The sequence below is a fragment of the Methylobacterium phyllostachyos genome, from assembly GCF_900103445.1.
In the GTDB taxonomy this organism is placed as follows: domain Bacteria; phylum Pseudomonadota; class Alphaproteobacteria; order Rhizobiales; family Beijerinckiaceae; genus Methylobacterium; species Methylobacterium phyllostachyos.
In genome coordinates this window covers 433,905-446,367 of sequence record NZ_FNHS01000002.1, presented here as the reverse complement: position 1 = coordinate 446,367, position 12,463 = coordinate 433,905, and the positions used below count along the sequence as shown (strand labels likewise).

The window sequence follows — 12,463 nt, the reverse complement described above, 5'->3', positions numbered from 1 at the left end:
GCGTGTCCGATACACCGTCGCCGGTCACAGACGCCGATTTCGCGCGATTCTGTGAGTTCCTGTACCGCCGCACCGGCATCCTGTTCACGCCGGCGAAGCGCTACTTCGTGGACCGGCGCCTGAGCGAGCGCATGCAGGCCACCGGGTCGCGGTCGTTCGCGGTCTACCTCGCGCGGCTTCGGTCCGACGCGAGCGGCGAGGTGGAGCGGCTGATCAACGCCTTCACCATCAACGAGACCTATTTCTACCGCGAGGACCACCAACTCCGTTGCTTGACGGCGTCCCTGCTCCCGGAGACTGTTTCCCGGAAGGCCGCCGGCTCGACGGTGCGGATCTGGTCGATGCCTTGCTCGACGGGCGAGGAGCCGTACTCGGTGGCGATGTGGCTCCTGGAGAACTGGCCGGAGGTCGACCGCTACGACATCGAGATCGTCGGCTCGGACATCGACACGAGGGCGCTCACGGCGGCCGAGGAGGGACTGTACGGCGAACGTGCCCTGATGCGGCTCAGACCGGACCTCGTCGCCCGCTACTTCGTCCGGGAGGAGACCCGCCTCGGCCCGGGATGGCGCATCCTCGACGACCTGCGCGGTTCCGTGCGCTTCACGCCGTGCAACCTGACGGACGCGGCGGACATGGCCGCGCACGGCCGGTTCGACGTCGTGTTCTGCCGGAACGTGCTGATCTACTTCGACGACGCATCCCGGCGCATCGCGGCGGACCACATCTACGACGCCCTGGTTCCCGGCGGCTTCGTCTGCCTCGGCCACACCGAGAGCATGAGCCGGATTTCACCGTTGTTCAGGGTCTGCCGATACGATGACGCCATCGTCTATCGGAGGCCGCGGGAGGGCGAGCATGTCTGAGGCCGGAATCGGAGGTCCCCCGCACGTCCTGCTCGTCGAGGACGCGAGCCTCGTGCGGCTGTACTATCGCGGCGCCCTGGAGCGGGCCGGCTTCGTCGTGGACGAGGCCTTGAATGGCATTGAGGGCCTGGAGCGCGTCCTGACCGCAACCTACGACCTGCTGGTCGTCGACGTGAACATGCCGAAGATGGACGGCCTCAGCTTCCTGCGCGCCCTGCGCGGGCGGGAACCCGGGGTTCGCGCGATCCCGGCCCTCATGACCAGCACCGAGGCCGGCGACGGGGACCGCGCGGCCGCGCGGGTGGCCGGCGCCAACTTCTACCTGGTGAAGCCGGTACCCGAGGGGGCACTGGTCGCGCATGCCCGGGCGCTCGCGGGACGGCGGGCGTGAACGACCTGCTCGAACAATTCCTGGTCGAGACGCGGGAGCTCGTCCAGTCCGCGACGGAGGACCTGCTGGCCCTGGAAGGCAGGCCCGGCGACGCGGAGGCCGTGAACCGGGTGTTCCGGGCCTTCCACACGCTGAAGGGTTCCGTCGGCCTGTTCGACTACCCGCCATGGTTCGCGCTCCTGCACGCGGCGGAGGACGGCCTCTCCGCGGCCCGTGCCGGGAACCTGGTGGTCGACGCGTCGCTGGTCGACCTGTCGCTGGAGGCGCTCGACGCCACCGCGCGCTGGTCCGACGCCATCGAGGCGACGGGACGATTGCCCGACGCCGCGGGCGGCGAGGCGGCGGCGCTGGCCGAACGGTACCGGTCGCTGCTATCGCCCGACCGGAAGTCCGCGACGGAGGCAACGGGGGCCTTTCCCGACTGGGCGGCCCGCCTGGTCGCATCGATGGCGGAAGCGCCCGGGGGCCCTTCTACGGCGGTCCGTTACCGGCCGCGCGGCGACTGCTTTTTCTCCGGGGACGACCCCCTCAGCCTCGTCCGGAAGGTGCCGGGCCTGCTGGCCGTGTCGGTCGAGCCGGCCACGCCCTGGCCGCCGGACGGGGAGTTCGACGCCTATGCCTGCAACCTCGACATCACCCTGCTCGCCGGGGCTCCGCGCCGAGAGGTCGAGGCGCCCTTCCGCCTGGTTTCCGATCAGGTCACGGTCGTCGACGTTCCCGCGACCGGCACGGCGAGGCCGTCATCCGCATCCGCGATGGACCCGGTCGTGGCGGCCATCCTCGGGGAACAACTCCTGGCGATGGCCGCCTCGGGCGACCCGGAGACGGCCCCGGGCCGCCTCGAAGCCTGTGCGCGGTCCGTGGCGAACGCCCTTCGGTCGATTGGCCGGGATGCGGAAGCCGAACGATGCCGCGACGCGTCGGAACGAGGGGCCGCGTCCCTCGGTCCTGCCATCGAGGCGGCGCTGGCCGGAGGGAGCCCGACCGATCCCGGGAGCGATAGGGAGACGTCCGGCGCCGACGAACGTGCGTCCGGCGCCCACGGCGCGGGCACGGCGCGCACGCTCCGGGTCGATGCCGTCCGGGTCGATGCGCTGGTGGGCCGGGTCGGCGAGCTCGTCGTGGCCCGCAACGCACTGGGCCGCCTCGCGGCGCGTGCCGAGGCGGGCGAGGACGCGGCCACGCTGGCCCGGGCGATCCGCGAGGCAGACGCCGACATCGGACGTCTCGCGACCTCGCTGCATCGCGACGCGGTATCCCTTCGGCTCATGCCGTTGTCCGAGGTTTTCCGGCGCTTCGCCCGACCCGTTCGCGAAGCCGCCCGTAGCCTCGACAAGGAGGTCCGCATCGACTTCGAGGGGGAAGGCACGGAGGCGGACAAGGGCATCGTCGAGAACCTGTTCGAGCCGCTGCTGCACGTCGTGCGCAACGCCGTCGATCACGGGCTTGAGGACACGGGGACCCGCCTGCGCCTCGGGAAGCCCGCGTCCGGCCGCATCAAGATCGCGGCCGGACAGGACGGCGACGGCATCATCGTGTCGGTCTCCGACGATGGTCGCGGGATCGATCCGGCCTTCATCCGCCGACGCGCCGCCGAGCGTGGCCTGCGCTCGCGCGAGGCCGTGTCGGCCATGGACGACGCCGCCGTCACCGACCTCATCTTCGCGGCCGGCTTCTCGACGGCCGGCAGCGTCGGTGCCCTCTCGGGCCGGGGGGTCGGCATGGATGCCGTGAGGGTCGCCGCGGAGCGCATGGGGGGACGGGTCTCGGTCGAGAGCCGGGTGGGCGAGGGCACGACGGTCGCCCTGCATCTCCCGAGGACGGTCGCCCTGGTCCGGTTGCTGGTCGTCGGGATCGGCGAGGAATCCTACGGGATCGCGATGGACGCCGTGGCCGAGGTCGTCCGCGTCCCGAGATCGGCCATCCAAGCCGTCGCCGGGGGCGCCGCGACCGTCCTGAGGGGCCGGACCCTCCCGGTTTTGCGGCTCGCCGACCTGCTGGACCATCGGTACGGTGCCGGCATCGGGACGGAGGCGCTGCTCCTCGTCGTCCGAGCGGCCGACGAAACCGTCGGGCTGGAGATCGACCGCCTCGACGACCGCCTCGATGCCGTGGTGCGCCCCCCGGCCGGCCTCGTCGGCAGCGTGCCCGGCGTCGGCGGCACCACCGTCCTCGGGGACGGCGGCGTCCTGCTCGTCCTCGATCCCGCCGCACTGCTGGCGGACCCGGCGTCGGACGGCCGGCGAGCGCCCGAGGAAACCCGATGACCGTGACGCTGCGGGCGGACGATGGAACGAACGGGACGATCCGCCTTGAGGGCGACTGCCCTGTCGAGGATGCGGAAACGCTCGCCTCGCTCATCCTCGGGGATCCGGGCCGGGCGGTGGATTGGACCGCCTGCACCCGGATGCACACTGCGGTCTACCAGGTGCTGCTGCGCCTGCGTCCCGTCATGCGCGGTACCTGCCGCGACCCCTTCGTTGGCCGATGGCTGACCCCTCCGCGCTCAGGATAACGCAGCGCTACCCAAACATATCGCTATGCCGCGGCGAGGTCCCGACGCATAAATGCCGCCATCGCCACGCATCCGCCCGCAACGCGCGCAACCTCATTAGCATCGCCCCATGACGACAACTGCACTCATCGTCGACGACAGCAAGCTCGCACGCCTCGTCGCCGCCAAGCTCCTGCGCCAAGTCAAGCCGGACTGGGAGGTCGCGGAGGCCGCGAACGCCGACGCCGCGATGGCTGTGGTCGGCGGGCGTCAAGTCGACGTGGCGCTGCTCGACTTCAACATGCCCGGCAGGGACGGTCTCGAACTCGCCGCCGAACTGCGTGCCTTGAGCCCCGGAATGCCCATCGCCGTGGTCTCGGCTAACATCCAGGACGAGATCATCGCGCGGGCCCGCAGCGTGGATGCGACGTTCCTGCCGAAGCCGCTCACCGAGGAGGCGCTCTCTGGCTTCCTGTCCGGCGCCATGCTCCGGTTGCGCCGGGCCGCGTCGTGACGGCGGCCACGGTCGACCTCACGGAGCTGCAGCGCGACGCCTTCACCGAACTGGTGAACATCGGTGTTAGCAAGGCCGCCGCGAGCCTGCGCGGGATGATCGGCGTCCAGGTCCTCCTGTCGGTGCCGTCAGTCGAGATCGTCTCGCAGGGGCAGGCTGCGCGCATGATCGGCGAACGCGAGGCGTCCGAGCTCGTCGTGGTGCACCAGGACTTCACCGGCGCCTTCGCCGGCCGCGCCCTGCTGATCTTTCCCCAGGAGAACGGTCGCGAGCTCGTCCGAGCGGTCGCCGGGGAGGAGCTCTCCCCGGAGGAGGTCTCCGAGATGGAGGAGGAGGCCCTGACGGAGACGGGCAACGTCATCCTGAACGGCTGCCTCGCCACGATGGCGAACCTGCTGCAGCGGACGCTGACCATGTCGCTGCCGGAGGTCATGCGGGGAGACGGACAGCGCATCTTCCGGCCGACGGGCGACGTGGGCGGCGACGCGCTCGTCCTGTTCCTCTACATCAACTTCTCCGTGCGCGAGCGGGACATCCGCGGCTACATTGCCATGCTGATGGACCTGCCGTCTCTTGAAAGCCTGAAGGTGTTGATCGACGACTTCGTCGAGCGCGCCATCGGCGAGACGGAAGCGTGACGGCCATTTCTCCCGAACACCTGGCCCGGGCGACGGCCGAGATGCGTGGCCGCGCCGCCCCCTTCATCGCGGCCCTTGAGGTCAGTCGCCAGCCGATGGTGGTGACCGACCCGCGCCTCCCCGACAATCCCATCGTATTCGCGAACCGCGCATTCCTGGAACTGACGGGCTATGCGGCCGGCGAGATACTGGGACGCAACTGCCGTTTCCTGCAGGGACCGGACACGGACCCTGCCGCCATCGCCCTCGTCCGGGACGCATTGGCCGAACGGAAGGAACTCAAGGTCCAGCTGCTCAACTACCGCAAGGACGGCGCACCGTTCTGGAACGAGCTCTACCTCAGCCCTGTCTTCGACGGTGCGGGCGAGCTGGTGAACTACTTCGCCTCCCAATTCGACGTCACGTCCACCCGTCGGGGAGAGGCCGCCCAGGAGCGTTTGCCCGCCATCGAACGTCGCCTCGCCGACGCCCAGCGCCAACTGAGGATAACGCTCACGGCCGCGGGCGTCGCCGGCACTTGGGACTGGGACATCCCGGGCAAGCGGCTTCATGTCGACGACCGTTTCGCCCTGCTGAACGGCATCGGGACCCAGGCCGGCCCGGACGGGATCGAGACGAAGGCATTCTTTACCCGCATCCATCCCCAGGACCGCACGCGGGTACGCCTGGCGGTGACCGGCATCCTCAACGGCGCGGAGGTTTTCGACAGGGAGTACCGCCTGCAGGCTCCGGATGGCGCCGTCCATTGGGTCCATGCCCAGGGACGCTGCGCCTACGACGCCGGCGGCAACCCGATGCGCTTCACCGGCGCCCTGGTGGACGTCACCGAGCAGAAGCGCGTCGAGGAGCGGCTGCGCATCGCCCAGACCGCCGGCCGGATCGGCACGTTCGAGTACGTGCCGGGCTTCGCGACCGTCGAGGTCTCCCCCCAGTTCTGCGCCCTGCTCGGCGTCGTCCCGGCCGCGACGCTGGCCGTTAGCTCGGTCAACGCCCTCCTGGTCGAAGGCGGTCCGCTGCTCGATTCGGGCCTCCGGCAGGCCGGCGAGCTGCCCTATGCCGAGATGCGCGTTCCCGTCGGGGACGCGGGGGAGACGCGTTGGCTCGCCCGCCGCGGCGAGGCGGTCAGGGACAACGACGCCGCCGAGCTGCGCCATGTCGGCGTGATCTACGACGTGACGGCGACCAAGGCATCCGAGGTCGCCTTGCGCGAGATGAACGACACGCTGGAGGCCCGCGTCCAGGAGGCCATCGCCGAGCGGGAGCTGGCCGAGGAGCAGTTGCGCCAGTCTCAGAAGATGGAGGCGGTCGGGCAATTGACCGGGGGCATCGCGCACGACTTCAACAACCTGCTGACCGGCATCGTCGGATCGCTGGACCTGATGCAGACGCGCATCAACGAGGGCCGGACCGAGAACCTGAGCCGCTACTCGGGTTTGGCCATGGCCTCGGCCCAGCGGGCGGCGGCGCTGACCCACCGCCTCCTCGCCTTCTCGCGGCGGCAGCCCCTGGAGGCGAAGCCGGTCGACGTGAACCGGCTGGTTGGTTCGATGGACGACCTCCTCCGCCGCACGCTGGGGGAGCGGGTCCGCCTGGAGGTGGTCGTGGCCGGCGGCCTGTGGCTGACCCTGTGCGATCCCAATCAGCTTGAGAACGCGATCCTCAATCTCGCGATCAACGCACGCGACGCCATGCCGGACGGAGGCAGGTTGACCATCGAAACCGCGAACAGTTTCCTCGACGACGCCTATGTCGCCCGCGAGATCGGCGTTCGCGCCGGCCAGTACGTCTGCGTCTGCGTCACCGATAGCGGGACCGGCATGCCGCCGGACGTGGTCGCCAAGGCGTTCGACCCGTTCTTCACGACGAAACCCATCGGGCAGGGCACGGGGCTCGGCCTGTCCATGATCTACGGCTTCGCCAAGCAGTCCGAGGGCAACGTCAAGATTTACTCGGAGCCCGGTGAGGGCACGTCAATCAAACTCTACCTTCCCCGCTACTACGGCGAGGTCGACGAGACCGGGATGCCCAGGGGCGAGACGCCGCGCGCCGAGCACGGCGAGATGGTCCTGGTCGTGGAGGACGATGATACCGTCCGCACCCTCGTCGTGGAGGTGCTCGGAGAGCTCGGCTACGCGACGCGGGAGGCCCAGGACGGGGTCGCCGGCCTGCGCATCCTGCAATCGGACATTCGAATCGACCTTCTCGTCACCGATGTCGGCTTGCCGGGCCTGAACGGGCGCCAACTCGCCGACCAGGCCCGGACCGCACGACCTGACCTCAAGGTGCTGTTCATGACCGGTTATGCCGAGAACGCCGCCTTCGGCGCTGGCCATCTCGAACCCGGCATGCAGATGATCACGAAGCCGTTCCCGGTCGAGGGACTCGCGACCAAGATCCGTTCGATCATCGAGACATGACGGCGAAGCGGGCAGGCGGCGTTGTGAACGATATCTTGCAAACACGCTTACAGCCGCTGGACCAGGATTAGGCTCGGAAGCGAGCTAGTGGCGCCGCGAGGGTGCACATCAACCCCTTGGGGTCGAAATCCAGTCCGACATCGCCACCGACCGCGCCCGACAAACCCCGCTCGATCAGTCGAGAACCGAACCCGCGTCGCGTCGGCGCGACCACCGGCGGCCCGCCGCACTCGCGCCAGACCAGCTTGAACCAATCGCCGTCGTCGGACGGCTCCACGTGCCATTTTACTTCGACGTAGCCGGTCGCGTTCGACAGGGCGCCGTACTTGGCCGCGTTCGTCGCGAGTTCGTGCAACATCAAAGCGAGGGACAGGGCGGCGGCGGGATCGACGAGCAGGCTCGGGCCGGACACCCGGAACCGGTCGGCCCCGTCAGCGTGCAGATCGAGCGCACCCTGGACGACGGCGGCGACGCCCGCACTTTCGGTGTGTCCGGCGAGCAGTATGTCGTGCGCCTTTCCGAGCGCGATGAGGCGGGATGCCAGCGCCTCGCGTGCCGCCTCGACGTTCGGCGCGTTGCGCAGGGTCTGCGAGGCGATGGACTGCACCAACGCTAGGGTGTTCTTCAGCCGGTGCGAGAGTTCGCGGTTGAGGATGTCCTGGTCCGCCTCGGCTTGCTTACGGGCATCGACGTCCGACATAGCCACCACCGCGCCGACGGTCGCCCCATCCGGGTTCTTGATGGCCTCGCCCGAAATCGCGATCCACCGGCGCGTCCCCTCCGGCGGCGCGTACTGGACCTCCAGGAAGGCCTGGTTGCATTCCCCGGCGCAGATCCGGGCCAGCGGATACTCATCGGCCTCGACGCGCCGGCCATCAGCGTGGAAGGCGACGTACTCGCCGTAGGCCCCGTGTCCAGGCGAATACAGCGTGTCGTGGCCAAGCACTTCGATCAGACGCCGGTTGCCCATGATGATCCGCCCCGAGGGGGCCTCGGCGAGCAGGATGCCCACTGGAACCGTATCCATCACCGTAGCGAGGCGCGCCTCGGACAGTCGCACCGCGTCGGTCGCGCGATGCATCTCCTCGACGTCCACGAGCACGGTTACCGCCGCCGCGGTGGCGCCGTCCGGCCCGGTGACGGGCGAGCTCGATACATCCCATCGTTGGACGTCATTGGTCCGGCCCTGGCGGTACAGCATGCGCTCGTTCCGAACGACCTCGCCCGTGCGCAGGGCCCGCATGGTCGGGTAGTCCCGAATCTCGTAGGGTCGCCCGTCCGAGTGGACGGCGCCGTAGCCCCCGTACCGCGCGTCGCCGCCCTCGCCAAGGCCGTGGCCCAGCATCTCAAGAGCACGCCGGTTCAGGCTCGCAGTGCCGTCGGCATGCGCGATGGAGATGCCCACCGGGGCCTGCTCCACGACGGCCCGGAGCAGTTCCTCCTGGAGTGACAACCGCCGCTCGCTCTCGCGCCGGGCGTCCTCTGCCCGCTTGCGCTCGGTCAGGTCGAGCATGGCACCGATCATCCGGGTCGCGCGACCGTTCGCGTCGCGGATGACGTAGCCGCGGTCGAGGACGTCGGCGTAGGTCCCGTTGGCCCGCAGGAAGCGGTACTCGTCCGTCCAGGCGGTCTCGTCCCCGTCGATCACCGCGTGGATCGATGCCTCGACCCGCGGGCGGTCGTTGGGGTGGATGTGGGCCACCCACCAGTCCCCCGTCGGGTCCACCGTCCCCTCGCCGTGCCCGTAGGCGGTGGCTAGCGCCTCGTTCCACAAAACGTGGTTCGTGGCGAGGTCCCAGTCCCAGATTGCGTCGTTGGTGGCCTTGGCGGCAAGACGGTAGCGTTCCTGGTTCGCGCGGAGACGCGAGGCGGTCTCACGCTGGTCTGTGCGGTCGCGAAGGATCTTGAGGAAGCCGATATGCGCACCGCCCTCGCCACGCAAGGCGGTCATCTCGCCGGACGCGAAGAACCGCTCGCCGTTCCTTCGCAGGTGCCAGCGCTCGTCGGTCGCCTTGCCGATGGCGGCAGCCTCGCGCAGTTCCCGCGCGGGTACGCCGGCCTCCCGGTCCTCGGGAGTATAGAATAAGTCGGCCTGCGTGCCGCGGACCTCGTCTGGCTCCCAGCCGAGGATGCGGGTGGCGCCCGCGTTCCAGTCGTTGATGCACCCGTCGAGGTCCATGACGACGATGGCGTGGTCGACCGCGCTCTCGAACACCGCGCGGTAGTGACCCTCGCTACGCCCGGCTTCCCGGCGGGCCGCGGCCTCGCCGGCCGCCGCGAGACCCGGCGCAACGGTCTCGGCGAGCAGCACGGCCATTTCCAGGTCATGCGCGGCGAAGGCGTCTGCCCGGGACGATTGCAACTTGAGGACGCCGACTGTCTCCCGACCGCGGCGGATCGGGACGTACAGGGCGGCGCGCATACCGAGCGTCGGAAGGGCGGCCTGGTTGACCCGCGGGTCGGCGGCGGCGTCCGCGCACAGGATGGGCTCGCCCGACAGGAGCGCTGCGCCGGACAGGCTGCCGTCGAGGGGAAGCCGCAGGCCGACGTGGCGAGCGAGCGTGCCCGACCCGGCCCGGTACACGAGTTCGTCCCCCTCTCGGGTCTCGATGGCTCCGCCGTCCGCGGCCGGTACCGCGAGCATCGACCCGGCCAGCACCGCGTCGAGGCCGGCGGCGAGGTCGCCCCCGGCGACACCCACCGCGGCGACCGTCCTTGCCACGGTCGCGCGCAGCCTCGCGAGGCGGTCGCGCTCGGCCACGGCCCGGCGCAAATCGAGTTGCGCCATGACCTGCTCGGCCAGGGCCTCCAGGTCTTCTCCCTCGCCCAAGGTCAGGCCCCCGGGCCGGGGCTCGTGGTCGAGGACGCACAGGGTGCCGATCACCCGTCCGTCGGGCGCGGCCAGCGGGAAGCCGGCATAGAAGCGCAGGTGCGGCTCCCCGGTCACCAGCGGGTTGTCCATCGTGCGTCGGTCGCGCGTCAGATCGGGAATGACCAGGAGGCCTGGTTCGGCGAGGGCGTGGCGGCACACCGAGGCGTCGAGGCCGGTCTCGCACGGCTCGAAGCCGGACCGGGCCTTGAACCACTGCCGATCCCCCGCGACGAGGCTCACGAGGGCGACGGGCGCGCGGCACAGCCTGCGGGCGAGATGGACGATCCGGTCGAAGCCGCGTTCGGGCGGTGTGTCGAGAATTCCGTAGGCGGCAAGCGCCGCCAGCCTTTCAGGGTCCTGGGCGTCCGTCATGCTTCGAGGGGCGTGTTGGTCGAGTTACCCGTGTCGGTCGGGCCGACGGTGGTTTCTGCCATCCCGTACCGATCGCCGCAACGTCTCGGCGAGACGACGGTGAACGCCGGGGCTCACCCGGACCCGCTGTGCGGGGCGAGCATCGCTGGCTGCGCCGCGAGGGGGACGTCGAGCCAGCAGCGCAGGCCGTCCGAGGCGAAGTCGACCTCGATGCGCCCGGCGAGCTCGCGCTCCACGTTGGCACGTATCAGCCGCGAGCCGAAGCCCCGTCGTGCTGGTTCCGCCGTGGGGGGGCCACCGGCCTCGACCCAATCGAGGCACAGGCGACGAGCGCCGCTTTCGCCGACGGTCACCCGCCAGGATACCCGGACCGTGCCGCTCGGGACCGACAGGGCCCCGTGCTTGGCGGCGTTGGTGACCAGCTCGTGCAGCGTCATGCCGAGCGACAGCACGTGCCGGGCCGGGAGGTCGACGTCCGGGCCGTCGACCGCGAACCGGTCGGGCCCGTCGCGGTAGGGGCCGATCTCGCCCTCCAGCACCTCGCGCAGGGAAGCCCCGGACCAATCGTCCCGGGTGAGCAGGTCATGCGTCTTGGACAGCGCCAGGATTCGGGCCTCCAACCGCTCCCCCGGGGCCTCGCCGCCGCGGTTCGCTTGGCGGGCCAGGGCCTGGACGGTCGCGAGTGTGTTCTTCACCCGGTGGTTCAACTCGTGCAGCAGCGTCACCTGCCGTTCCTGCATCTCGCGGCCCCGGGCGATCTCGCCGCGGAGTTCCGCCTCGTTGCGCTGAAGGGCGCCGGCCATGCCATCGAGCTCGCGTCCCAGTCGCCCGAACTCGTCGTCCCGGGTCATGCCTATCCGGACGGACAGGTCGCCCTCCCGCCAAGCAGCGGATGCCCGGAGCAACCTGACGAAGGGGCGGCGGATGAAGAAACGGCCGGCCAGGAGCGCCGCGGCGATTGCGAGGACGGCCCCCAAGGCGATCATCGTGATCCCGCGCCGGGTCGCCGCATCGACGTCGGCGAAGGCGACGTCCCGGTCGCGCCCGACGGTGATCCAGGCCCCGGCGGCCGCTCCGCGGGGCGTGGCATTGGCCAGGATGCGTTCGCGCCCGTCGATGCCGACGTCGATGCGCACGCCCTCGCCCCGGCTCGCCAGGATGCGTTGCCGTTCCTCCGGAATGGGTTTGCCGACCCACTGCGGTCCGTCCGGACGGCGGATCATGATGACCTTGTCCTGGTCCGCGACCGTGAGCGTGGTGGAGGGGAGGCGCAGATCCTTCTGCAGGTGCAGCGACAACCAATCCAGGTCGAGGGCCGCCACCAGCAGGCCGACGACGGCGCCGTCCTCGTCCCTGAGGGGGCGGGCGAAATGGACGCTGTCCTTGCCGGTCGCGACGCCCCGGGCGTACCCGCCCATCGCGAAACGGCCGAGGGACAACGTGAGCTTGTGATAGGCGCGTTCGGCATTCGAGTATGCCCCCGTCGGAGAGCCGACGCTGTTGCAGACCACGGTGCCGTCCGGCCGCGTCAGCGCGAGGAGGTTGAGTTGCGGCAGGTCCGTGGCGGCGCCGCGAAGGTATTCGGTGCAGGCCGGTGGGTCCAAGGCGAGGATGCGCGGGTCGCGGGCCAGGAGGTCGAGTGACCGCCTGACCTCCTCGGCGACCTGGGCGAGATCGTCGGCCACGGTGCGCGCCGTCGCCGTGGTGTCCGCTCGCACCGCCTCGTCGCGGGCGGCGCGGAGGGCGTGCTCGTTGTAGCCTTGGATCGCGATGGCGGGTGCGAGGGCCAGCAACACCAGCAGCACGATGCGGGTGGTCAGGGACATGCGGCCACCCGCGCGGGGAACATGATTGCCGGGAGCATCTTCGGTTGCGTCGGCGGGCCTTTGCACGCCGTCA

8 protein-coding genes and 2 pseudogenes are annotated in these 12,463 nt (G+C 70.3%); 8 read left to right on the top strand and 2 right to left on the bottom strand.

What is annotated here, in order from left to right; translation table 11 throughout:
- Nucleotides 1-2 precede the first annotated feature (2 nt).
- The 8 genes and pseudogenes from BLQ49_RS04850 to BLQ49_RS30840 form a co-directional block, all read left to right on the top strand.
- Nucleotides 3-866 (top strand): CheR family methyltransferase, encoded by an 864-nt coding sequence (locus BLQ49_RS04850; RefSeq protein ID WP_091713753.1) that lies wholly within the window; start codon nucleotides 3-5, stop codon nucleotides 864-866.
- Complete coding sequence (locus BLQ49_RS04845; RefSeq protein ID WP_091713751.1) at nucleotides 859-1,257, top strand: response regulator; 399 nt, start codon at nucleotides 859-861, stop codon at nucleotides 1,255-1,257. Before BLQ49_RS04850 ends, BLQ49_RS04845 begins: the two co-directional genes overlap by 8 nt.
- The gene (locus BLQ49_RS04840) at nucleotides 1,254-3,524 is read left to right on the top strand and encodes a chemotaxis protein CheA (protein ID WP_091713749.1); all 2,271 of its coding nucleotides are present in this window, start codon (nucleotides 1,254-1,256) and stop codon (nucleotides 3,522-3,524) included. Before BLQ49_RS04845 ends, BLQ49_RS04840 begins: the two co-directional genes overlap by 4 nt.
- Entirely contained in the window at nucleotides 3,521-3,772 is a 252-nt protein-coding gene (locus BLQ49_RS04835) for a hypothetical protein (protein WP_091713747.1), read from the top strand. Before BLQ49_RS04840 ends, BLQ49_RS04835 begins: the two co-directional genes overlap by 4 nt.
- A gap of 109 nt (nucleotides 3,773-3,881) precedes the next feature.
- Nucleotides 3,882-4,265 (top strand): response regulator, encoded by a 384-nt coding sequence (locus tag BLQ49_RS04830; RefSeq protein ID WP_091713745.1) that lies wholly within the window; start codon nucleotides 3,882-3,884, stop codon nucleotides 4,263-4,265.
- On the top strand, nucleotides 4,262-4,903 hold the full coding sequence (locus BLQ49_RS04825; RefSeq protein WP_091713744.1) for a chemotaxis protein CheX: 642 nt from the start codon (nucleotides 4,262-4,264) through the stop codon (nucleotides 4,901-4,903). The genes BLQ49_RS04830 and BLQ49_RS04825 overlap by 4 nt, the downstream gene beginning before the upstream one ends.
- 41 nt (nucleotides 4,904-4,944) lie before the next feature.
- Nucleotides 4,945-5,745 (top strand): annotated as a pseudogene (locus tag BLQ49_RS30845) (PAS domain-containing protein); the annotation flags it as partial.
- Nucleotides 5,746-6,024: 279 nt separating this feature from the next.
- Nucleotides 6,025-7,320, top strand: a pseudogene (locus BLQ49_RS30840) (ATP-binding protein); the annotation flags it as partial.
- A 67-nt stretch (nucleotides 7,321-7,387) separates the two neighbouring features.
- On the opposite strand, the gene BLQ49_RS04815 reads toward BLQ49_RS30840, so the two are convergent.
- Together BLQ49_RS04815 and BLQ49_RS04810 are read right to left on the bottom strand one after the other, a co-directional pair.
- A complete protein-coding gene (locus BLQ49_RS04815) occupies nucleotides 7,388-10,564 on the bottom strand; it encodes a PAS domain S-box protein (protein ID WP_091713742.1) in 3,177 nt (1,058 codons plus the stop codon).
- 113 nt (nucleotides 10,565-10,677) lie between these two features.
- Nucleotides 10,678-12,390, bottom strand: coding sequence for a sensor histidine kinase (locus BLQ49_RS04810; RefSeq protein ID WP_091713740.1), 1,713 nt, complete (start codon nucleotides 12,388-12,390; stop codon nucleotides 10,678-10,680).
- Nucleotides 12,391-12,463: the final 73 nt, after the last annotated feature.

Excerpts from the sequence above, each read along its gene's own strand:
- BLQ49_RS04835 (WP_091713747.1), top strand. The coding sequence starts at position 3,521 with ATGACCGTGACGCTGCGGGCGGACGATGGAACGAACGGGACGATCCGC.
- BLQ49_RS04810 (WP_091713740.1), bottom strand. The coding sequence starts at position 12,390 with ATGTCCCTGACCACCCGCATCGTGCTGCTGGTGTTGCTGGCCCTCGCA.
- BLQ49_RS04830 (WP_091713745.1), top strand. The coding sequence starts at position 3,882 with ATGACGACAACTGCACTCATCGTCGACGACAGCAAGCTCGCACGCCTC.
- BLQ49_RS04815 (WP_091713742.1), bottom strand. The coding sequence starts at position 10,564 with ATGACGGACGCCCAGGACCCTGAAAGGCTGGCGGCGCTTGCCGCCTAC.
- BLQ49_RS04845 (WP_091713751.1), top strand. The coding sequence starts at position 859 with ATGTCTGAGGCCGGAATCGGAGGTCCCCCGCACGTCCTGCTCGTCGAG.